Origin of the sequence: Leclercia sp. LSNIH3 (assembly GCF_002935105.1) — a bacterium.
Classification (GTDB): domain Bacteria; phylum Pseudomonadota; class Gammaproteobacteria; order Enterobacterales; family Enterobacteriaceae; genus Enterobacter; species Enterobacter adecarboxylatus.
Genome location: NZ_CP026389.1, coordinates 1 through 22,514, shown reverse-complemented (window position 1 = coordinate 22,514; position 22,514 = coordinate 1). Strand labels below are relative to the sequence as shown.

The 22,514-nt window shown below is 52.4% G+C and carries 17 protein-coding genes and 5 pseudogenes; 8 read left to right on the top strand and 14 right to left on the bottom strand.

The genetic code is table 11. The features are described from left to right. The 3 genes from C3F35_RS23410 to C3F35_RS23400 are packed head-to-tail and all read left to right on the top strand — an operon-like array spanning position 1 to position 5,131. Positions 1 to 1,530 carry a type IV secretion system DNA-binding domain-containing protein gene (locus tag C3F35_RS23410; protein ID WP_000342688.1) on the top strand — a complete coding sequence of 510 codons (1,530 nt, stop codon included), beginning with the start codon at positions 1 to 3 and terminating at the stop codon, positions 1,528 to 1,530. Further along, positions 1,530 to 4,766, top strand: a complete 3,237-nt coding sequence (mobF, locus tag C3F35_RS23405) for a MobF family relaxase (protein ID WP_012561166.1) — start codon at positions 1,530 to 1,532, stop codon at positions 4,764 to 4,766. The genes C3F35_RS23410 and mobF overlap by 1 nt, the downstream gene beginning before the upstream one ends. Continuing rightward, positions 4,766 to 5,131 (top strand): DUF6710 family protein, encoded by a 366-nt coding sequence (locus C3F35_RS23400; RefSeq protein WP_012561167.1) that lies wholly within the window; start codon positions 4,766 to 4,768, stop codon positions 5,129 to 5,131. The genes mobF and C3F35_RS23400 overlap by 1 nt, the downstream gene beginning before the upstream one ends. A gap of 9 nt (positions 5,132 to 5,140) precedes the next feature. Here C3F35_RS23400 and C3F35_RS23395 read toward each other — a convergent pair. Next, a pseudogene (locus C3F35_RS23395) lies at positions 5,141 to 5,638 on the bottom strand (Tn3 family transposase); the annotation flags it as partial. Positions 5,639 to 5,703: 65 nt separating this feature from the next. Here C3F35_RS23395 and C3F35_RS23390 point away from each other — a divergent pair. The 3 genes and pseudogenes from C3F35_RS23390 to C3F35_RS23375 all read left to right on the top strand — a co-directional run bounded on the left by C3F35_RS23390 (position 5,704) and on the right by C3F35_RS23375 (position 7,814). Continuing rightward, positions 5,704 to 6,408 (top strand): IS6-like element IS26 family transposase, encoded by a 705-nt coding sequence (locus C3F35_RS23390; RefSeq protein WP_001067855.1) that lies wholly within the window; start codon positions 5,704 to 5,706, stop codon positions 6,406 to 6,408. Positions 6,409 to 6,447: 39 nt separating this feature from the next. After that, positions 6,448 to 6,546 (top strand): annotated as a pseudogene (locus C3F35_RS23385) (AAA family ATPase); the annotation flags it as partial. 386 nt (positions 6,547 to 6,932) lie between these two features. After that, complete coding sequence (locus C3F35_RS23375; RefSeq protein ID WP_004199234.1) at positions 6,933 to 7,814, top strand: carbapenem-hydrolyzing class A beta-lactamase KPC-2; 882 nt, start codon at positions 6,933 to 6,935, stop codon at positions 7,812 to 7,814. 249 nt (positions 7,815 to 8,063) lie between these two features. Here C3F35_RS23375 and C3F35_RS23370 read toward each other — a convergent pair whose 3' ends face one another. After that, positions 8,064 to 9,383, bottom strand: coding sequence for an IS1182-like element ISKpn6 family transposase (locus C3F35_RS23370; RefSeq protein WP_004152397.1), 1,320 nt, complete (start codon positions 9,381 to 9,383; stop codon positions 8,064 to 8,066). A gap of 354 nt (positions 9,384 to 9,737) precedes the next feature. Between C3F35_RS23370 and C3F35_RS23365 the strand changes: the two are divergent. Continuing rightward, positions 9,738 to 11,849: pseudogene (locus C3F35_RS23365) on the top strand (Tn3-like element Tn3 family transposase); the annotation flags it as partial. A gap of 19 nt (positions 11,850 to 11,868) precedes the next feature. Here the strand turns inward: C3F35_RS23365 and C3F35_RS23360 are convergent. Together C3F35_RS23360 and C3F35_RS23355 are read right to left on the bottom strand one after the other, a co-directional pair. Continuing rightward, positions 11,869 to 12,429: pseudogene (locus C3F35_RS23360) on the bottom strand (IS6-like element IS26 family transposase); the annotation flags it as partial. A 64-nt stretch (positions 12,430 to 12,493) separates the two neighbouring features. Continuing rightward, positions 12,494 to 12,673 (bottom strand): annotated as a pseudogene (locus tag C3F35_RS23355) (ArsR/SmtB family transcription factor); the annotation flags it as partial. A gap of 248 nt (positions 12,674 to 12,921) precedes the next feature. Here C3F35_RS23355 and C3F35_RS27275 point away from each other — a divergent pair. After that, positions 12,922 to 13,227: a DUF6710 family protein gene (locus C3F35_RS27275; protein ID WP_011742557.1), complete on the top strand. Its 306-nt coding sequence runs from the start codon at positions 12,922 to 12,924 to the stop codon at positions 13,225 to 13,227. Positions 13,228 to 13,400: 173 nt separating this feature from the next. Here the strand turns inward: C3F35_RS27275 and C3F35_RS23345 are convergent, their stop codons facing one another. The 10 genes from C3F35_RS23345 to C3F35_RS23300 form a co-directional block, all read right to left on the bottom strand. Next, complete coding sequence (locus C3F35_RS23345) at positions 13,401 to 13,934, bottom strand: phospholipase D family nuclease (protein WP_000792636.1); 534 nt, start codon at positions 13,932 to 13,934, stop codon at positions 13,401 to 13,403. Beyond that, positions 13,934 to 14,929 (bottom strand): ATPase, T2SS/T4P/T4SS family, encoded by a 996-nt coding sequence (locus C3F35_RS23340; RefSeq protein WP_000128596.1) that lies wholly within the window; start codon positions 14,927 to 14,929, stop codon positions 13,934 to 13,936. Before C3F35_RS23340 ends, C3F35_RS23345 begins: the two co-directional genes overlap by 1 nt. A 41-nt stretch (positions 14,930 to 14,970) precedes the next feature. After that, positions 14,971 to 16,131 (bottom strand): type IV secretion system protein VirB10, encoded by a 1,161-nt coding sequence (gene virB10 / locus C3F35_RS23335; protein WP_000101710.1) that lies wholly within the window; start codon positions 16,129 to 16,131, stop codon positions 14,971 to 14,973. Then, positions 16,131 to 17,015, bottom strand: a complete 885-nt coding sequence (locus C3F35_RS23330) for a TrbG/VirB9 family P-type conjugative transfer protein (protein WP_000735066.1) — start codon at positions 17,013 to 17,015, stop codon at positions 16,131 to 16,133. The genes virB10 and C3F35_RS23330 overlap by 1 nt, the downstream gene beginning before the upstream one ends. Positions 17,016 to 17,025: 10 nt before the next feature. After that, positions 17,026 to 17,724, bottom strand: coding sequence for a virB8 family protein (locus C3F35_RS23325; RefSeq protein ID WP_000646594.1), 699 nt, complete (start codon positions 17,722 to 17,724; stop codon positions 17,026 to 17,028). Further along, on the bottom strand, positions 17,714 to 17,842 hold the full coding sequence (locus tag C3F35_RS27270; RefSeq protein ID WP_071882546.1) for a conjugal transfer protein TraN: 129 nt from the start codon (positions 17,840 to 17,842) through the stop codon (positions 17,714 to 17,716). The genes C3F35_RS23325 and C3F35_RS27270 overlap by 11 nt, the downstream gene beginning before the upstream one ends. Before the next feature lie 100 nt (positions 17,843 to 17,942). Next, positions 17,943 to 18,983 carry a type IV secretion system protein gene (locus C3F35_RS23315; RefSeq protein ID WP_001749958.1) on the bottom strand — a complete coding sequence of 347 codons (1,041 nt, stop codon included), beginning with the start codon at positions 18,981 to 18,983 and terminating at the stop codon, positions 17,943 to 17,945. A gap of 15 nt (positions 18,984 to 18,998) precedes the next feature. Next, positions 18,999 to 19,226 (bottom strand): IncN-type entry exclusion lipoprotein EexN, encoded by a 228-nt coding sequence (eexN, locus tag C3F35_RS23310; protein WP_001749959.1) that lies wholly within the window; start codon positions 19,224 to 19,226, stop codon positions 18,999 to 19,001. Positions 19,227 to 19,233: 7 nt separating this feature from the next. Continuing rightward, positions 19,234 to 19,947 carry a type IV secretion system protein gene (locus C3F35_RS23305; RefSeq protein ID WP_001749960.1) on the bottom strand — a complete coding sequence of 238 codons (714 nt, stop codon included), beginning with the start codon at positions 19,945 to 19,947 and terminating at the stop codon, positions 19,234 to 19,236. A 17-nt stretch (positions 19,948 to 19,964) separates the two neighbouring features. Beyond that, positions 19,965 to 22,433 carry a VirB4 family type IV secretion/conjugal transfer ATPase gene (locus tag C3F35_RS23300; protein ID WP_224743086.1) on the bottom strand — a complete coding sequence of 823 codons (2,469 nt, stop codon included), beginning with the start codon at positions 22,431 to 22,433 and terminating at the stop codon, positions 19,965 to 19,967. Between the last annotated feature and the right edge of the window lie 81 nt (positions 22,434 to 22,514).

Below are 22,514 nucleotides of genomic sequence, written 5' to 3'. Positions count from 1 at the left end.
ATGGACGATAGAGAAAGAGGCTTAGCATTTTTATTTGCAATTACTTTGCCTCCAGTGATGGTATGGTTTCTAGTTGCAAAATTTACCTACGGTATTGATCCATCCACGGCTAAATACCTGATTCCGTATCTGGTTAAGAATACTTTTTCGCTATGGCCTTTATGGTCAGCTTTAATTGCTGGCTGGTTTATTGGTGTTGGCGGTCTGATCGCTTTTATCATTTATGATAAATCACGCGTGTTTAAAGGCGAAAGATTCAAAAAGATTTATCGTGGTACAGAGCTTGTTCGCGCCAGAACACTCGCTGATAAAACACGCGAAAGAGGTGTCAACCAGTTAACCGTGGCTAATATCCCCATACCTACATACGCTGAGAACTTGCATTTTTCGATTGCCGGTACAACCGGTACTGGTAAAACCACAATTTTCAATGAACTGTTATTTAAGAGCATCATTAGAGGCGGCAAAAATATTGCTTTAGATCCAAATGGGGGCTTCTTAAAGAATTTCTATCGTCCCGGCGATGTTATTTTAAACGCCTATGATAAACGCACTGAAGGCTGGGTGTTTTTCAATGAAATTCGCCGTTCATATGATTACGAGCGCTTAGTGAACTCTATTGTTCAGGAAAGCCCTGATATGGCTACTGAAGAATGGTTCGGCTATGGCCGTCTTATTTTTAGTGAAGTTTCGAAAAAACTTCACAGCCTATATAGCACAGTAACTATGGAAGAAGTTATTCACTGGGCCTGTAACGTTGACCAGAAAAAATTAAAAGAATTTTTAATGGGGACGCCTGCCGAAGCTATTTTTTCCGGGTCTGAAAAAGCAGTTGGAAGCGCGCGATTTGTTCTCAGTAAGAATCTTGCCCCACATTTGAAAATGCCGGAAGGTAATTTTTCCCTGCGTGACTGGCTTGATGATGGAAAGCCGGGAACCCTGTTTATCACCTGGCAGGAAGAAATGAAAAGGTCACTTAATCCGCTAATTTCCTGCTGGCTGGATTCGATTTTTTCTATCGTGCTGGGTATGGGTGAAAAAGAAAGCCGCATTAATGTATTTATTGACGAGCTGGAATCACTCCAGTTTCTGCCAAACCTCAACGATGCACTGACCAAAGGGCGTAAAAGCGGTCTGTGTGTTTATGCTGGCTATCAAACCTATTCTCAGCTGGTTAAGGTTTATGGTCGGGATATGGCTCAGACAATTCTGGCTAACATGCGTTCTAACATCGTGCTGGGCGGCAGCCGTCTCGGTGATGAAACGTTGGATCAAATGTCGCGCTCACTCGGTGAGATAGAAGGCGAAGTTGAGCGTAAAGAATCCGATCCTCAGAAGCCCTGGATTGTCCGTAAACGCCGCGACGTTAAAGTTGTTCGTGCCGTAACGCCTACCGAAATATCAATGTTGCCAAACCTCACCGGCTATCTGGCGTTGCCTGGTGATATGCCCGTCGCTAAGTTCAAGGCTAAACACGTTAAATACCATCGCAAAAACCCTGTTCCTGGCATTGAACTGAGGGAGATCTGATGCTTGATATAACCACGATTACCCGCCAGAACGTCACTAGCGTTGTGGGCTACTACTCTGATGCAAAGGATGATTACTACAGTAAGGATTCATCATTCACGTCCTGGCAGGGAACCGGAGCTGAAGCCCTCGGCTTATCCGGGGACGTTGAATCAGCCCGGTTTAAAGAGCTGCTTGTCGGAGAGATAGATACCTTCACGCATATGCAGCGACACGTGGGTGATGCCAAAAAAGAGCGTCTGGGCTACGACCTGACGTTTTCAGCGCCTAAAGGGGTATCCATGCAGGCGCTGATACACGGCGATAAAACCATTATCGAGGCTCATGAAAAAGCTGTTGCCGCTGCTGTGCGTGAAGCTGAAAAACTCGCGCAGGCCCGGACGACTCGCCAGGGGAAATCAGTAACCCAGAATACCAATAACCTTGTCGTCGCTACTTTTCGCCACGAAACGTCCAGGGCGCTAGATCCTGATTTGCACACCCACGCTTTTGTCATGAACATGACCCAGCGCGAGGACGGCCAGTGGCGCGCGCTCAAAAATGATGAGCTGATGCGTAACAAAATGCACCTGGGCGATGTTTACAAACAGGAGCTGGCGCTGGAGTTGACCAAAGCCGGTTATGAGCTGCGTTACAACAGCAAAAATAACACGTTCGATATGGCCCATTTTTCAGACGAACAGATTCGCGCTTTTTCCCGCCGGTCGGAGCAAATTGAAAAGGGACTCGCTGCAATGGGCCTGACGCGGGAAACCGCCGATGCTCAGACGAAAAGCCGCGTCTCGATGGCGACGCGTGAAAAGAAAACAGAGCATTCCCGTGAAGAAATTCACCAGGAATGGGCCAGCCGCGCCAAAACGCTAGGCATTGATTTTGATAACCGTGAATGGCAGGGACACGGTAAACCTCTGGAGGCTGATATTGCGCGCAACATGGCCCCGGATTTTACCAGCCCTGAGGTTAAAGCTGACCGGGCTATCCAGTTTGCAGTTAAGTCGCTGTCAGAGCGCGATGCCAGCTTTGAACGCCAGAAGCTGATTCAGATCGCTAATAAGCAGGTGCTGGGCCATGCCACAATGGCCGATGTTGAAAAAGCGTACCTGAAGGCGGTACAGAAGGGCGCCATCATCGAGGGCGAAGCCCGGTATCAATCAACGCTGAAGGTCGGTGCTTCAGTTATGGCCGAAACTCTGACGCGCAAAGAGTGGATCGACTCGCTGACGAATAGCGGGATGCGTGCGGATAAAGCCCGTTTTGCGGTAGATGATGGTATTAAAAACGGCAGGCTTAAAAAGACCAGCCACCGCGTCACTACCGTGGAGGGTATTCGCCTTGAGCGTTCCATTCTGACTATCGAATCACGCGGCCGGGGGCAGATGCCGCGACAGCTGACCGCAGAGATTGCAGGCCAGCTGCTCGCCGGGAAAACCCTCAAGAATGAGCAGATGCGCGCAGTTACAGAAATTGTGACGAGCAAAGATCGTTTTGTGGCCGCACATGGTTACGCCGGTACCGGTAAAAGCTATATGACGATGGCCGCTAAAGAGCTGCTGGAGTCACAAGGGCTGAAGGTCACGGCGCTGGCCCCCTATGGGACACAGAAAAAAGCGCTTGAAGATGATGGATTACCGGCCCGCACCGTTGCCGCCTTCCTCAAAGCGAAGGATAAAAAGCTGGATGAAAAATCAGTCGTATTCATTGATGAAGCCGGGGTTATACCCGCCCGGCAGATGAAACAGCTGATGGAGGTGATCGAGAAGCATAACGCTCGCGCGGTATTCCTGGGGGATACGTCACAGACGAAAGCGGTAGAAGCCGGTAAGCCTTTTGAGCAGCTGATTAAAGCAGGTATGCAGACCAGCTACATGAAAGACATTCAGCGACAGAAGAATGAAGTTTTGCTTGAGGCGGTTAAGTATGCCGCTGAAGGTAATGCCGCGCGCGCCCTGAAAAATATCACCGGCGTGAACGAACTGAAGGAAGAAGCGCCCCGACTCGCTCAACTTGCCGATCGCTACCTGTCTCTGTCCTCAGAACAACAGGATGCCACCCTGATAATCTCTGGTACGAACGCCTCACGCAAAACCCTCAATGACTACATCCGGGGCAATCTGGGGCTTGCCGGAACCGGCGAAACGTTCACGCTACTTGACCGCGTGGATTCGACACAGGCGGAACGCCGCGACAGCCGTTATTTCAGTAAAGGGCAAATCATTATCCCCGAACAGGATTACAAAAATGGTATGAAGCGGGGCGAGTCTTACCAGGTTCTTGATACCGGGCCGGGCAACAAATTGACGGTTGAAAGCAGCAGCGGTGAGCAGATCGCTTTCAGCCCGCGTACACACACCAAGCTGTCTGTATACCAGGCAGTCAGCGCCGAACTGGCGCCGGGCGATAAGGTCATGGTAACGCGTAACGATAAAACGCTGGACGTTGCCAACGGCGACCGCTTCACGGTGAAAACCGTGGAGGGTGAAAAACTGACGCTTGAGGACAAAAAAGGGCGCACGGTTGAGCTGGACAAAAAACAGGCTTCTTATCTTTCCTATGCTTATGCAACCACCGTCCACAAATCCCAGGGGCTTACCTGTGATCGCGTGTTGTTCAACATAGATACCAAATCGCTTACCACTTCTAAGGACGTTTTTTATGTTGGTATTTCGCGTGCGCGTCATGAGGTGGAAATTTTTACCGACGATAAAAAATCTTTGGCATCGAGCGTGAGCCGCGACAGCCCGAAAACCACGGCCGCAGAAATTGACCGTTTCTTTGGGCTTGAGGCCAGGTTTAAGGATATTGGCCGCGATACCAGTTTAGAAACCCGATCAGCTGAAAAAGGTCTGCCAGAAGCCACGGGGGAAAGCATGGCGTTTAACCAGAAACCCGATGAACATAACATGACAACCGGCACTGATTATCAGCCGGTGAGCAACGCAGAGGACGCCTTTCATCTTAAGCAGAACCCTATGGATGATTCCGTTGGCCTGCGGCGTCATGAAGCACAGCAAAATGATGCAGAACTGGCCCATGATTATGCTGCTGCCGACGATCAGCAGTGGAGCGCGCAGGAGTATGCCGATTACGAGCATTATGCCGAAGCATCAGACTACGACTTTGACAGCAGCATTTACGACGATTACGCCATGCCGCAGACGTCTCAGGCGGAACAGAGCCATACCGGAAAAGAACACACCCATGAGCATGAGCATGAAGAAGGGGGCCATGAAATCTGATGGAGCAGACCGACAAGCGCAAGCAGGATAAACTGAAGTTCGACCGGGTAATTAATCTGGCGCGCAGACTGCCGCAACCGGCGATCCATGACTTACTACGCGCGCTGATACTGCCAATTCAGGCCGATTACTTGCTGGCCGTTGGCACGGAGGGCCAGGACGCGCGCCCGGACATGAACGAGCGCGAGTTCTTCTTCACAAAAATCATCTGGGCGATGGATTACACGCACATGAAATCACTCAGGCTTGCAGCTGAAGATTTTCCCCTGGCGCTTGCGACGGCCAAGATCCTGCCGTGGCCGTGGGGTGAATCAAGCTACCGGAGTGCTTTAGCCGATATAGGGGTTCGAGGTTCAATCGTGTAAAAAACCACGTTAAGGCAATAATTCATTGTTTGAATTGAAATTTAATGGCCTCAACTCTCCCTTCAGAATATTTTCCGGCAGCGTGAACGTATAATGTCCCAGCATGTTGATATGACCGTACATCAGTGGCGACAGGCGTGAGATATGCTCGTCTTCCGGGATCTCACCAGCGCTGCGCAAATGTGATAGCGCTTCCTGCATATAAAGCGTGTTCCACAATACAACTGCGTTAGTGACAAGCCCCAGCGCACCCAGTTGATCCTCCTGCCCCTCACGGTAACGTTTTCTAATCTCACCACGTTGGCCGTAACAGATCGCCCTTGCCACGGCGTGACGGCCTTCTCCCCGGTTAAGCTGAGTCAGTATCCTGCGACGATATTCTTCATCATCAATGTAGTTGAGGAGGTACAGCGTCTTGTTGACCCGTCCCACCTCCATAATCGCCTGCGCCAGCCCTGACGGACGGGAACTTTTTAAAAGCGAGCCCACAAGTTCTGAGGCGTGGACTGGGCACTGTTGCAAATAGTCGGTGGTGATAAACTTATCATCCCCTTTTGCTGATGGAGCTGCACATGAACCCATTCAAAGGCCGGCATTTTCAGCGTGACATCATTCTGTGGGCCGTACGCTGGTACTGCAAATACGGCATCAGTTACCGTGAGCTGCAGGAGATGCTGGCTGAACGCGGAGTGAATGTCGATCACTCCACGATTTACCGCTGGGTTCAGCGTTATGCGCCTGAAATGGAAAAACGGCTGCGCTGGTACTGGCGTAACCCTTCCGATCTTTGCCCGTGGCACATGGATGAAACCTACGTGAAGGTCAATGGCCGCTGGGCGTATCTGTACCGGGCCGTCGACAGCCGGGGCCGCACTGTCGATTTTTATCTCTCCTCCCGTCGTAACAGCAAAGCTGCATACCGGTTTCTGGGTAAAATCCTCAACAACGTGAAGAAGTGGCAGATCCCGCGATTCATCAACACGGATAAAGCGCCCGCCTATGGTCGCGCGCTTGCTCTGCTCAAACGCGAAGGCCGGTGCCCGTCTGACGTTGAACACCGACAGATTAAGTACCGGAACAACGTGATTGAATGCGATCATGGCAAACTGAAACGGATAATCGGCGCCACGCTGGGATTTAAATCCATGAAGACGGCTTACGCCACCATCAAAGGTATTGAGGTGATGCGTGCACTACGCAAAGGCCAGGCCTCAGCATTTTATTATGGTGATCCCCTGGGCGAAATGCGCCTGGTAAGCAGAGTTTTTGAAATGTAAGGCCTTTGAATAAGACAAAAGGCTGCCTCATCGCTAACTTTGCAACAGTGCCATATCCTGACCCTGAGCGGCGAAAGCTACCGCTTGAAGGACAAGAGGAAGGCGGGAGTGGTCAGGAAAAATTCCAAACCCGAATGATCCAGGTGGGTCAGTATTACTTTGGTGATTCAGGGGTAAAGTGGGTCAGTTTTCAGTTGGTGTTGACACCGGCGTACCCTCGGTGCTATCTTCGCGCCCCAATAGTCGGGGCTTGGCCAGGACTTCCTGAGGCCGTCCGTAACGTGGATGCCGAGGTCAGGCGAGGTGGCCGACCCATGAACGCCGACCTGATTCGTTTTTCAATAGCGCTGGACGTTGTGGTGCCAGGGACTTACCAACCCGATGTGTGCCCATCCGGGGCAGTTACAGCCGTTACAGCCTCTGGAGAGGGAGCGGCTTGCCGCTCGGTGATAATCCCAGCTGTAGCGGCCTGATTACATCCGGCCGCTACACCTAGCTCCACCTTCAAACAAGGAATATCGTTGATGTCACTGTATCGCCGTCTAGTTCTGCTGTCTTGTCTCTCATGGCCGCTGGCTGGCTTTTCTGCCACCGCGCTGACCAACCTCGTCGCGGAACCATTCGCTAAACTCGAACAGGACTTTGGCGGCTCCATCGGTGTGTACGCGATGGATACCGGCTCAGGCGCAACTGTAAGTTACCGCGCTGAGGAGCGCTTCCCACTGTGCAGCTCATTCAAGGGCTTTCTTGCTGCCGCTGTGCTGGCTCGCAGCCAGCAGCAGGCCGGCTTGCTGGACACACCCATCCGTTACGGCAAAAATGCGCTGGTTCCGTGGTCACCCATCTCGGAAAAATATCTGACAACAGGCATGACGGTGGCGGAGCTGTCCGCGGCCGCCGTGCAATACAGTGATAACGCCGCCGCCAATTTGTTGCTGAAGGAGTTGGGCGGCCCGGCCGGGCTGACGGCCTTCATGCGCTCTATCGGCGATACCACGTTCCGTCTGGACCGCTGGGAGCTGGAGCTGAACTCCGCCATCCCAGGCGATGCGCGCGATACCTCATCGCCGCGCGCCGTGACGGAAAGCTTACAAAAACTGACACTGGGCTCTGCACTGGCTGCGCCGCAGCGGCAGCAGTTTGTTGATTGGCTAAAGGGAAACACGACCGGCAACCACCGCATCCGCGCGGCGGTGCCGGCAGACTGGGCAGTCGGAGACAAAACCGGAACCTGCGGAGTGTATGGCACGGCAAATGACTATGCCGTCGTCTGGCCCACTGGGCGCGCACCTATTGTGTTGGCCGTCTACACCCGGGCGCCTAACAAGGATGACAAGCACAGCGAGGCCGTCATCGCCGCTGCGGCTAGACTCGCGCTCGAGGGATTGGGCGTCAACGGGCAGTAAGGCTCTGAAAATCATCTATTGGCCCACCACCGCCGCCCTTGCGGGCGGCATGGATTACCAACCACTGTCACATTTAGGCTAGGAGTCTGCGCGGCAGAGCCGTGTGACCGGTTTTCTGTAGAGCACTGACGATGGCGGCGGCGCTCTCTGCAATTGGCAAGGCGTCGGCGCCAAGGATACCAATCTTGCGGCGCGCGGCGTGTTATGACGACTGGGGTGCATTTGAGCCGCCCCATTTAACCTTCGCCCTCACAGATACGCCATTCGCCTCAGATTTAGCGCCATGCAGACGAGCTTCCACTCGGCTTGCACCTTGTCCAGGCCCCTCATGCTGAACTGACGCAATCCCATCACCGCCTTGATCCAACCATTCGGAGCCTCCACGATCGACTTGCGCCGGCGGTAAGCTGCATCGCCTTGCTCCGTTTTCAATTTCGCCGCAATCGCCGCCGTATGCGGATGGGTCTTGGCATTGACCTTGGCATCTTCACGTCCCTCGCGGCCGAGGGCAACGATGACATCGCCGTGGTGATCGGCGACCTTTGCCAGAACAGCCTCACTACGGAATCCCGCATCCGCCAGCGTCTGGGCCGGCATTTCTCCGGTGTTGGCCTGAACTGCTGCCAGCATGCCCAGCAGCGCCTGACTGTCCGCGGCGCAGTTGGTCAACTCCGCCGCCACGATGATCTGGTGCTCGGCATCGACCGCTGTGTACCCGTTGTAGCTCTGCTCGGAGCCACCACCGGCGTGTTTCATGATCCGGCTGTCCGGATCGGTGAAGCTTTCCTGATCACGGTCATCCGGCACACCAAACTCGCGTTTGTACGAGCCACCGCCCTTGTCCGAGCCATCCGGATGGCGAGGCCGGCGGCCATCGTCTTCGCTGCGCCCCCGGGCCTGGTCCGCTTCACGCTGGCGCGCTTCCAGGCGCGCCTTTGCCGCCTGGATCGCCTCCAGGCGCTTCTCGCGGCGAGAAATCTCGGCAGGAATGTCCAGCTCCGGCTCGTTACGCTCCTGGTCGTCGGTAGCCTTGGCGCGATCAAGCAGCGCCTTGATCTCGCAATGCAATTCGTCCTCGGCCGGCTTCATGCGCTTATAGCTCATCGCCTTGTGGCGGCTGGCGTTGGCTTTTACCTTGGTGCCGTCGACCGCGATCGTGCCAAGCTTCACCAGCCCACATTCGCGCGCCAGTTGCACCACCTGAACGAACAAATTCTCAAGCTCGGTCAGGTGTAGGGCACGGAAGTCACTCAGCGTGCGGTGGGCCGGGAAGTTTCCAGCGGCCAGCACACGCAACGCGACATCCTCGTACAGCTTCCTGGCTAGTTTGCGCGAAGAGAAGACGCCGCTCGCGTAACCATAGATCAGCACTTTGACCATCATCGCCGGATGAAACGGCTGATTGCCCGGACCACCGCCGGCATACCGGGCGTGGAATGCGCTCAAGTCCAGCGTATCGACAGTCTCGCTGATGAAGTAGGCAAGATGCCCTTCAGGTAGCCACTCTCCCAGAGAAGGGGGCAGCAGATAGGATTGGTCGGGTCGGTAAGGAAGGTAACTGGCAGCCATCCCCGTATCGTCCTCGATCTTCCGCCGATTTGGCTTCTGCCGCGCAGGCTCCTAGGCCACCGTAGCTAAACATACGAGAAAAACCGCTTCTTGAGCGCTCTCTGAGACCACCTTGCCGACAACGCAGAAACGGTTGCGGAAAAATCGGCGTTTCCGGCGTACGCCACCCGACCTGGACGAACTATTGCGGACCTGGAACTGGAGTAGCGGAATTCCCCGGGGTTTCAGCGTCGCGCCACAGCGCCTCAGATAGATGCGGTAGCCTTTGGCGGGTCGTCATGCCGCGGACCACCCCCCCAAAAAATTCCACAATGCGGAATGGCGGAATTTTCTGGGGTTCCCGCTTACCCCCCCGTTCTGGACGCCATGCTGGCCGTTATCATCCGTGACGCCAGAAAGATTGGGCAGAAAAAACGGCTCCGCTCGCTGAAGGATCTGGATAAATCTGCATTGGCGCTCGCCAGCGCATGTTCGTACCTGCTGAAAGAAGAAACACCGGACGAATCGATTCGTGCTGAGGTGTTCAGCTACATCCCAAGGCAAAAGCTGGCTGAAATCATCACGCTTGTCCGTGAAATTGCCCGGCCCTCAGACGATAATTTTCATGAAGAAATGGTGGAGCAGTACGGGCGCGTTCGTCGTTTCCTGCCCCATCTGCTGAATACCGTTAAATTTTCATCCGCACCTGCCGGGGTTACCACTCTGAATGCCTGTGACTACCTCAGCCGGGAGTTCAGCTCACGGCGGCAGTTTTTTGACGACGCACCAACGGAAATTATCAGTCGGTCATGGAAACGGCTGGTGATTAACAAGGAAAAACATATCACCCGCAGGGGATACACGCTCTGCTTTCTCAGTAAACTGCAGGATAGTCTGAGGCGGAGGGATGTCTACGTTACCGGCAGTAACCGGTGGGGAGATCCTCGTGCAAGATTACTACAGGGTGCTGACTGGCAGGCAAACCGGATTAAGGTTTATCGTTCTTTGGGGCACCCGACAGACCCGCAGGAAGCAATAAAATCTCTGGGTCATCAGCTTGATAGTCGTTACAGACAGGTTGCTGCACGTCTTTGCGAAAATGAGGCTGTCGAACTCGATGTTTCTGGCCCGAAGCCCCGGTTGACAATTTCTCCCCTCGCCAGTCTTGATGAGCCGGACAGTCTGAAACGACTGAGCAAAATGATCAGTGATCTACTCCCTCCGGTGGATTTAACGGAGTTGCTGCTCGAAATTAACGCCCATACCGGATTTGCTGATGAGTTTTTCCATGCCAGTGAAGCCAGTGCCAGAGTTGATGATCTGCCCGTCAGCATCAGCGCCGTGCTGATGGCTGAAGCCTGCAATATCGGTCTGGAACCACTGATCAGATCAAATGTTCCTGCACTGACCCGACACCGGCTGAACTGGACAAAAGCGAACTATCTGCGGGCTGAAACTATCACCAGCGCTAATGCCAGACTGGTTGATTTTCAGGCAACGCTGCCACTGGCACAGATATGGGGTGGAGGAGAAGTGGCATCTGCAGATGGAATGCGCTTTGTTACGCCAGTCAGAACAATCAATGCCGGACCGAACCGCAAATACTTTGGTAATAACAGAGGGATCACCTGGTACAACTTTGTGTCCGATCAGTATTCCGGCTTTCATGGCATCGTTATACCGGGGACGCTGAGGGACTCTATCTTTGTGCTGGAAGGTCTTCTGGAACAGGAGACCGGGCTGAATCCAACCGAAATTATGACCGATACAGCAGGTGCCAGCGAACTTGTCTTTGGCCTTTTCTGGCTGCTGGGATACCAGTTTTCTCCACGCCTGGCTGATGCCGGTGCTTCGGTTTTCTGGCGAATGGACCATGATGCCGACTATGGCGTGCTGAATGATATTGCCAGAGGGCAATCAGATCCCCGAAAAATAGTCCTTCAGTGGGACGAAATGATCCGGACCGCTGGCTCCCTGAAGCTGGGCAAAGTACAGGTTTCAGTGCTGGTCCGTTCATTGCTGAAAAGTGAACGTCCTTCCGGACTGACTCAGGCAATCATTGAAGTGGGGCGCATCAACAAAACGCTGTATCTGCTTAATTATATTGATGATGAAGATTACCGCCGGCGCATTCTGACCCAGCTTAATCGGGGAGAAAGTCGCCATGCCGTTGCCAGAGCCATCTGTCACGGTCAAAAAGGTGAGATAAGAAAACGATATACCGACGGTCAGGAAGATCAACTGGGCACACTGGGGCTGGTCACTAACGCCGTCGTGTTATGGAACACTATTTATATGCAGGCAGCCCTGGATCATCTCCGGGCGCAGGGTGAAACACTGAATGATGAAGATATCGCACGCCTCTCCCCGCTTTGCCACGGACATATCAATATGCTCGGCCATTATTCCTTCACGCTGGCAGAACTGGTGACCAAAGGACATCTGAGACCATTAAAAGAGGCGTCAGAGGCAGAAAACGTTGCTTAACGTGAGTTTTCGTTCCACTGAGCGTCAGACCCCTTATCCGTTTCAGTTTGCCATGATCGCATTCAATCACGTTGTTCCGGTACTTAATCTGTCGGTGTTCAACGTCAGACGGGCACCGGCCTTCGCGTTTGAGCAGAGCAAGCGCGCGACCATAGGCGGGCGCTTTATCCGTGTTGATGAATCGCGGGATCTGCCACTTCTTCACGTTGTTGAGGATTTTACCCAGAAACCGGTATGCAGCTTTGCTGTTACGACGGGAGGAGAGATAAAAATCGACAGTGCGGCCCCGGCTGTCGACGGCCCGGTACAGATACGCCCAGCGGCCATTGACCTTCACGTAGGTTTCATCCATGTGCCACGGGCAAAGATCGGAAGGGTTACGCCAGTACCAGCGCAGCCGTTTTTCCATTTCAGGCGCATAACGCTGAACCCAGCGGTAAATCGTGGAGTGATCGACATTCACTCCGCGTTCAGCCAGCATCTCCTGCAGCTCACGGTAACTGATGCCGTATTTGCAGTACCAGCGTACGGCCCACAGAATGATGTCACGCTGAAAATGCCGGCCTTTGAATGGGTTCATGTGCAGCTCCATCAGCAAAAGGGGATGATAAGTTTATCACCACCGACTATTTGCAACAGTGCCGTCCAGCGGATATCAGCGCTGAAAGATGATGGCTGAGCGTGGAGGCAGGAATCTCAAGGTGCTTCTGCAGTTCGCCAACCGGCAGGCCTTCATGACCCGCCCTGACCAGCTCCCGGTATATGCTGAGACGTGTCGGGTGGCCCAGTTCTCGAAGTGCGTTTGCAGCAGTGTTTAAATCCATAATACCTCCTTTATCTATATTTCCAGAATAATAGAAATATAGCCTGCGTCAATCGTTTCTGCCGTGAGGGTACCGCTTTCCCAATCATGCTCTGTCCGCCAGGTTATGGGGGGCAGAGCCAGAGCACTACCGAAATCCTTGCGAATACCCGTGCAGGGAATAATTTCCGCCCCCTTTATGGCCGGAAAAAAAACTGATAAACGTCGCCTTTTCAGAAGGTTGCTTTCTTAACGTGGTTTTTCGCATGGTTGGACCTCAGACCCCATATAGGCAGCGCTAAGGGCAATCCGTGGGTACAGGATATTAACCACCGCGTTACTTTGTGGTTGCCCTGGCGGATAGGCTTTGTACGAGGAGGGAACCATTCTATTGCCAGCGGCGTTCTGGCCGGTGAGGGTGAGGTAATACCCGATACGGTTTATGATATGCGGTATTTGCTCGATATTGTCAGCACTGACGGGTATTACTGGTACATGAGCGGGAAGATCTGCGAGAGAGTCAGTGACTACCGTACAGCCGCCTTTTTTGAAATAGGCCGCCTGCTTACACTGTGATTCCTTCAAAATATCTCAACGAAATTTCCCGACACCTGTTTAAGCTATCTTGCTGATATTTCTGTTTTTCGATTTTTGCCGGCGCGATGCCGGCGACGTTGGCCAGCTGCCCCGTGCGCGATACTGAGATCAGTTTCTTTGAACAAAAAAAACCGCCTTTCGGCGGTCAGTATTCAGTAGCTGGAACGGTAGTCTCTCCCCCGATTCCAGCGGTCTTGCCAGTGTTCGAGGAATGATTCAGCGAGCTTAGGCATGTTCCAGATCACCACCGCATTCTCCGAGTTTTTCGTTTCGGCCGCTTTGGTGAAATTAAAGCTGCCAGTTTCAACGGTCACATTATCCACGATGATCACCTTGTCATGCTGGATAGGGAAATCACTGTCAGTACGCAAAGGGATGCCGCTGTTCGCTATGTAGTTCATGGCCGCAATGCTGGCGCGCCCCGTATTGCCCCTTTCATCAATTACGATTTTCACATCAACTCCCCGTTTTTTGGCTGCTACCAGTGCCTTCATAATATCCGGGGCGGTAAAAGAATAAGCCATCATCCGTATCGAGGTTTTTGCGGAGTCAATGGCGCTCAGGACGAGAACGCGGGCGCTTCCTTCAGGCGAGTAGCCAACCTGAACGGATGGTTCCACCGCAAAGGCGGGCAGGGCGGCTGTCGTAAATGCTGCGGCCAGAAGCCAGGTTGCTAAGTTTTTCATTACAGGCTCCCGTTCACACACTGCATTTTATATTCAGGGTCAAAATAAATTTCTTTGATTTTCCGCTTTTCCATATGCACCACAACGTCAATGGTGGAGTAGAGCATTCGCATAATATCGCTCATATCGAGCATACGGCCGATAGGGGTCGCCTTGATAAGCAGCCCAATACGGTTAAAGGCATCGCGCGCAGAGTTAGCGTGCGTTGACATAACACCGCCTGGATGGCCGGTATTAAGTGCTTTAAGATAATCCCACGCAGCATCATCCCTAAGCTCAGTCATGATGATACGGCCCGGTGTCAGACGCATACAGGCTCGCAGGGCATCAGTGGCGCTGACGCGGCCGATCTTTCCTGCATCGCCGTACATCATATAAACGGCTTCTACAACGTGATCGACCGTGACTTCGTGAACGTCCTCTAAAATAATTACACGCTCGTCTTTATGTAGCGATTTTAACAGCGCGCGCGTGAGTACCGTTTTCCCCGACCCGGTTTCACCGCAGATCACGATAGTGCGTTTCTTCTCAACGGCGGTTTGCAGGAATGCGGGCCATTTTTCGCTGCTGTGCAGCTCTTTAAGGAAAAAATCATCATCCGTTAGGCTTTGCTTGCTGCCGGTAATCTTCCGGCAGTCACTGAAAATCCCCTCGCTGGTCAGCTGCTCCAGATTTTTATCGGCCGCCAAATCCTTACGAAACGCTACGGCCGTTGTACCGTCAATCACCGCAGGGGGCAGACAGATAACGCCCCTGATCCCGCCAGGCAGGATCACGTCATTAATGGCCTGCATGGTCAGCTTGTTGCTGCTCACCAACGATTTAGCAAGGTTCCTAATAAAATCTGCCGTAATTGCCGCGTTCTGCACAACCCTGCGGCCGCTGAACGTATCACAGATAACTTCCTGAAAGCAGTTAATGCGAATTTCAAAAACAGTAGGATCTTCTAAATACTCGCGCAGTGGGCCAAGTTGATAGAAAGCTGCATCAGTCATGATTACTCCTGAAGAAAAGCGGGCGCTAAGCGCCCACTTTTTTAGTTGTCTGCGAGCGTATAAACGCCGCTGAAATCGAGGTCGCGGGCAACAAAAATGCTCACCGCATCACCCTGCTGATCGTAGAGGGTAGGGGGGATAGACATGTAAGAGCGAAGTGCTTCAGACGCCAGCTGCTCACCGCTGTTTTCTGTGCTGTTGTACTGAATGTTATTACTCTGCGTCTGGTTAACCAGCGCCGTTAAGGTGTCAGAGAACAACGAAATCATGATCGCACCACGCAGACGCTCCCACATATGGGTATCCACCTGGCCCGGAATCCCCGCGCTGCCGAGTGAGTTCGTTCCGGCACTGTCAATATTAACGATTGTCCCGTCCTGGTCATTGCGGATACGCTCCCAGAGAACAAACACGCGCGCCTGGCCGTCTTTGATACCACCGGTAATCTGCCCGTCAACCCATGAGCCTTTATCAATCAGCCTAACGAGTCCATCAGCTGAGTAAACGTCCTGTGAAACCCGGCAGGAAACCTGACCCGGAACAGTGGTATCCAGCTCGGTGCCGGTACCACAGGGGATCATTTTGCCTTTCGGAACAGTCAGGCTGGGATTAGCCATGACTCCAGCGCGGCTAGCCTTCAGCCTTGCAGGAGTCAGGTTTTTAGCGAGTGCTGAACTACCTTCGCTTGTTTCGTTGTCCTGGGGCTGCACTCCGGGACTATTGCTTGTAGCCGCCTGATTAGTCTGGGCCAGCTCGCCGCCCAGACGACGCTGCATAGCCAGTTCTTCAGGCGAAGGTTCTTTACGCTTATTAGAGGTACGCGCGGCGGTATTGCTGCTGCCCGCATCTGCATCTGCCTGTGCGGCAGCCTGCACAGCACGGGCATCAGTGGCGCTATTCTGCGCAGTTGCAGGTTTATTAACATCAGGATCGCTGTTAAAGCTGTAGTTTGGCAGTGTATTGGCCTGTTGCGCTTTACCACCGTCTTTATCAGCTTCAGCTTTAGCCGGGGTGCGAATTTTACCCATGACCGTAATCCCGATGAATACCAAAGCAAGCAGCGCCATCAGTATGACAAAGGCTTTCATACCAGGAGCCGAACGGCGGTTACTGCCTTTAAATCCGCCACGCTCGCTTTCAAATTCACCGTCTCCGGTGTTTTCATCGAGTTCCTGATCTACATCGACACTTTTACGGGCCATCAGTTATCCTCCCCAATTTGAACCCTGCGCACATCCGGGGAAGCCGTACCGGTTGCTACCGCACCGGCGCCCGGCGCGAAATTATTATTACGAACGCCAACGACTTTATCGCCCAGACGAATACGCCACTCTTTAGCGACGGTTTCCACCTCGATGATGTTGCGGTTCTCACCCACAACATGAGAGTTAGGCAGCGTTTCTTTGCCACTGGCCGAGATCATGTAGACCTGCGGTAACTCCGCATTGGCCGGAAACTCAAACCGGGTAAAGCGGTAGTTATCCCAGACGTGAACCGGCTGGATGCTGCGCATTTCAGGCTGTTCGCTCATTACGTACTGATAGTTCTTCGCCCCCGCAAAAGCCGTCTGCTTCAGCTTCTGCGTAATGCGTTTTTTATCAGCCGCGCTTTTGGCTTTTTCCTGCTGCTCAAACGGATATTCATAGGTCAGCTGAAGAACGGCCTGGCGCACAGCCCACGGCGTTTCAATAAAGGATTTTGATACCGTACCGTCTGCATTTTTCTTCGTTTCTTCACCGATGAAATGGAGGACGATGTTATAGGTGCGCTTATCGGTGACGATCACCAGGTTGGTATCACTCATGGCCTGTTTCGGCTTCACAAAAAAATGGTTCATTTTGTGCGCAAACGTCCAGCTTTCAGAATCGCCAAAAGCATGAGTGATATAGGTTTCGTCAGGCGCGACAACAATGTGGGTAGCCACACCGGCGATAGCGTCAATTTTGACCACATTAACAGGGTTATAAACAACGCTTTTAATGCGATAGTCATAAGGAGAATTGCGGCCAACCTCAAGCGCCATAACGTTAGTGGCCGCGCCTCCCAGGACTGACAAAACGACTGCTGAAAGAAGTAGTTTTTTCATGGGGCAGCCCTCAGTTAACTTCAGGGTTGACGCGATAACTCGTCACGCGGAAACCCAGCGGGTTGACATAACGCTGCTCAGCATTCATCGCCAGCGATTTATATTCATACCCCATAATGGCAATCCAGCGCTGCGGCTGATCATCAACGGGATTGCTGCGCACGCGGCGAACCGTAGTAAAGCGTATCGTTGCTACGCCGTGCGGTTTATCGAGGATCACAGAGTTAATCTTCACGCGGGTCGTTTCACTGTCGCCCAGAACCTTATCAAGACCGTTGCGGCCCTTGAACTTGCTCTGGTAAGACTCTGCCACGTTCGGCGTGGACATTAAGCCAACGGCCGTATAGTCGACCTGAACTGAATAGAAGTCATAGCTCTCACGGTGAATGACATATTGTGTCAGCCAGAACTTATCAATTTCGTCACCATAAGAGGTCTGGTCGCGGGTCAGCTTGACCTGCTGTACTTCGTGAGTGGCCTCGTTGAGCGTTAGCAGATGTGCGGGGATTGGCTGGCTGTACTTATGCACCACGTAACCAACTAAAGAGAGTGCAAAAACAGTTACCACCGCTGAACCGGTGGCAACCATCCAGGCGGTACGCCGGGACTTCAGCACTTCATCCATCAGATCAACTTCAAGCCCTTTACGGCTTTCGTTGAACTCTTTAATGGCTTCACGTGTAAGCCCTGTTTTTTTATTAGCTTTCATTTGCACCACCTTGCGTATCAACCGGGATTGTTTTGTTTACTGGAACGGTGTTGCTCCAGTCCGGCTCCGGTGGCGGTTTATGCCCGCTGGAACAGGCGCTAATCAGAAGAACTCCCATAAGCAATAAGCTGCGCATTACGGCATCCATTATCGGTTGTTGAACGTACTAATTATAATAAGTCGCCGAAATTGCAATTTCAACGACTTTTGTTTTAATTTTATGCAGCCTTCTTCCCGCGACTGCCCCTTGCCTTACCACTTAAATTAGAACCACTGCTTCCTCCGCTGTTGCTGCCACTTCCTCCACCTGCCGATTGCTGGCCGCCGCCACTGTTACCGCCTCTGAACGCATTACCGCCAAACATGCCGTGGCTGCCCATATTGCCAAGCGCCTGCATGGAAGAACCCGTAGAGCGTGCGGCGTCAGCAACTCCGGCGCTGATACCGCTACCCCAGCTGGCGGCAATTTGCGGAATCTGGAACAGAACGAAAACGGAAATGACCGTCAGTAATAAGGCGGAGATAGAACCAGTGATTGATGAGTAAGCGGCATCAGAGTTCATCGAGGACAGGAGGTTGTCGAACATCTGCATGATGAAACCAAACACGAGCGCAAGAATGACGACGACAAGGCCATAGTTAATGACCGACGCCAGCCAGCGAGCAAAGATGTTTTTTGTCGCTCCCCACAGCAGGCAGAAGATTGCAATCGGGCCAAAACAAAGCGTAACGGCCAGAAGGATCTTAGCCATGATCACAAAGCCCGCACCGAGGCCGCCCAGCACAACGGTAGCAATCATCATAATGCCGCCAATGGCATACGCGGCCAGGCCGCTCGATGAAAACACGTCTGCGGCTTCCCATGCGGTGTTGACGATCTTGATACCTTTTTCAATACCGCTATCAATAATCGCCGGTACGCCACTTGCACCGACTTTATTAGGGGCAGACAGTATCCCGGCAAAATCATCCGGCAGGTGAAGCGCCACGTTGACCAGTTCCTGTTGATACCAGCCGCCCGCCGTTGCAAAGCTCAGGATAAGGGCTATGGAAAGATACTCTTTAATCAGCGAACTCAGGCTGTCGCCCGCCCCCGGATTAAACGCTGAGTACATCCCCTGAACCATCAGCTTGATTGTCAGACAGGTGGCAATCAGAGGCGTTACATCAGAGATAATGGTGGCAACATTGGCGCTCACCATTGACGTAATCGCCCCGTCTACTTTTGCGAAAATGTCTGCGACTAGGGTGAATGCCATATTGCCTCCTTACTCCTAAATTTTCGGTGAATTGATTTCGCCGTCTTTTTTGCCGAACACAAACAGCTGACGATCGGCTTCGCGCGCGTTTTTGCAATCAGGTTTCTGAAGTTCATCCGCGTCTTTCTTGCATTCCTGAATTGTTGCCTTGCGCTCTTTCTCATGTTTTTTGTACCACTCCACGTCATGCGAGGCATCGCAGGCCACCAGGAGGAAAGGGATAACAAGCAGTAGTTTTTTCATAATTACCTCAGTTAATTGAAGGTGACGCGGTAACGTCCCCGCCGGTTCCAAAAACAAAATTGTGGGTGGCACGTTCTTTCTGCGCACGTAATAGCTTGTCCTGTGACTGCTGCAACATGTTCATCAGATTCAGCTTCGCCTGCTCACCCTGAATAGCACCCTGTGACGTCTGGATACGGGCCTGTAAGTCAGCAATCGATTTCAGGTCTGGAGTCGTTTTAATCTGCTCCGTCAGCTCCTGCATATCGGTTAGTTCCTGCATCTGGTTGTTGTAGGCTTTTTCTGCCATAACGCGGTCATAAGCGCCTTTTTCAGCCAGCTTTTTGTTCATGTAGGTAATTGCTTCGCTGGGCGTCATGTCGTCAACTTCCGCATTAAACTGGCCCATCATGCTGTTAACTGAAGGCGTGACGGAAGAACTGGAGTTCATGGCGTCGCTGTAGATCTCCTTCCAGTTGTCCGGCAAATTATTTGCCAGCGTGCTGGTAGACGTCCCCAGCAGATCGCCCAGGTTGGTTGTCTTTGCCATCGACTCATACATATTTTTCTGCGTTTGCAGCTGGCTTTTAAGCTGCTCCAGCTGCTGCGCCATTTGCTGAAGCTGCTCGACCTGTTTAGCCAGCTCAGTAGGGTTGGTCACGATGATGCCTGCGGAAGCGCTTTGCGCGCCTCCCAGAATCAGGCCGGTGGTCAGCAATACTGCCGTCAGTGTTTTTTTCATGGTGTTTTGCCTCGTTGTTAAGCCGTCAGGCGCCAGTATTCTTTGAGCCATACTTCAGGGTCATTACCGAGCCGTTCAACCAGCTCATGCGCAATTTCGGCGTTTTGTGGTTCACCGGACAACACGCTAAGAACGTTGTCCATTGTCTTAATATCTGCATCAATATCGTCGCTGTTGCGAGGGTAGAGATTGAAAGAAGCAATCGCAGACTGTTGCCCTTGTTTAACCAGGAACTGTCTGGAGTGTTCGGTAATCGACATCAGCGCGTCGTATTCAGCATCAGTAAGGAAGGCATAATCCTCTCGGATAGCTTCCGGATCGCGCAGGCAGATTTTTGTGACGGTCTGCGACATGATCGTGCGGCCAATACGGCTGGACAGCGCATCGTTCGGCTCCTGCGTGGCAAACACATAGATAGCGTCTTTCTTACGGTCAGTTTTGATACCACGCTTAACTTCACGCTCGATAACCGGATCGTCAAGGTAGGCGTGGAACTCGTCAAAGCACTGAATGACGCGGCGTTTGCCGTCGATGGAGTCACGTACCCGGTACAGAAGGTACATCATGAGCGGAGTACGGGCCGGGCTGGATACTTCCTCTTTGGCTGCGATAAACTCGGATAAATCGAAGCCAAAAATATCATTCGCGCTGAGATCCAGGCTGTCTTTATCATTGTCAAACAGCCAGCCATACTGGCCTTCGCGCGTCCATTCGCGCAGCAGCCCTTTCAGTGATACGCCATTTTCCACAACTTCATTCACGTACCCGTCCAGGATAGTAACGGTGCGCGCCTCGCGTGGAATAAGTGAGCCTTCCCCCATAACCGCATCAACGCCTTCAGCCAGTTCGGTAGCCATCGTTGCGCTGATAGGCCCGTTATTGGTGGTTTCCACACAAATGCGGAACAGGTTTTTAATGAGGGCAATATTGCGTTTGGTCGGTTCAATCTGAAGCGGGGCAAACCCGGACGGCATACCCTGTTGCAGAACTTTATAGTAGCCACCAACGCTTCGAATGAACGGCTCCATACCGCGGTCACGGTCATAAACAAAAAGCCGCGGGTTGTACTTCATTGACTGCGCCAGCAGGAAGTTAAGCAGCGTGGTTTTACCTTCCCCCGACATACCCGTTATTAACGCATGGCCCAGCGGGCGTTTACCGTAGGAAAGTTCTTCAAGCGGGGTCACATGGAAATTAAAATAGAGTGGCGTACCGCTGATCGTGCGGAACATGGTCAGCGCTGGCCCCCACGGGTTATTGTCAGGCTTGCCACGCATAAAATTGTGGAACGGGCTGAAGTGCAGGAAGTTCCATGAGTTTATCGGAACCGGGCGCGGCGCCCATTTCTGGTTGCCAGGCAGTCTCGCATAATATGCAGCCTCAGAGGCCAGGCTGATAGTCCCGCCAACCACGCCACAGCCGGTTAGCATAACCTTCACACGACGCGCTTTGCGCTGTACCGCGTTTTGGTCATTATCCCAGACATGCACGGTTCCATGATGGTAGCCCATCACGAACTCTCTGGACGTCAGCATATCGAGCGCAGTACCAAGCTGTGCCAGCTGGCTTTGCGCACGGTCGCGCGTTTCCTGCAAAGATTTTTCCTGATGCGTCAGAAACGTTTTAGCTGAAGATTCAGAGAGGCAAGAAAAACTCTGCGTCAGAAGGTATTCAAAATCGGCTTCTTTAAGCATGTTAAGCTGGCCTGGCTCTGTATCTTCTTCGTATTCACGAAATTCAATGCCGGTGGTATAGAAGTTGTGATCTACCGTTCTGATCTGGACAACATCCCCCCACAGGGAGCTAACAGGGCGGTTGTCCATGATGTACTCACGGATACGATCACGGCAAACAGGCACGATGGCCCATTCCATATTTGCGAGGAAATAAAGGAACTCCAGCGCTTTTGAATAAGCGTGAGCCTGCGAAGGTTCAGGCTCGTTGCGTTCGATAACAATGGCTTCGTCAAAAATGTCTGATTCATCGACTTCAGCAAGTTCTTCACGTTCTTTTTTATCAGGCGCAGGAATTTCAACACCGCGTTTGTCACGATAATAGATACCCAACTGCTGAATGCCATACGGCTTCATTGCTTCCAGGATTTGTTCAGAAATATCTTCCAGACCTTCAAGCGCCTCATTCTGCATTTGCTGAATTTCGTCACGAGTCGGCTTTTCAAATTTCGCCAGAAACTTCTGTGTTTTATCCCCTACCTGTTTGTAAATAACGGTCAGATAAAGGTCATTAATCAGCTGCTTGGAATCACCGTGCAGCTTACGGTTATATTGATCAACATAAGCAGGGAAAAAATGGTCATACTCACCATCCGGGTACTCTTTAGCCTCATGGTGATATTCATGCGTCCACAGCTCTACATGGTCTGTTCCGAAGCTCTTGACCAGCGTATTAAGGTCTTTATGCCAGGTGACCAGTTCCCGATCTGATGCGCAGTCATGTGTGCGGCCATCCAGCTTGAAAAAAGCCATCAGATCGCCGTTTTCCATCGAAATCACGTAATCATTGAGGTGATAAGAATAGGGCAAATACTTTTTATTTACTGATGGCTC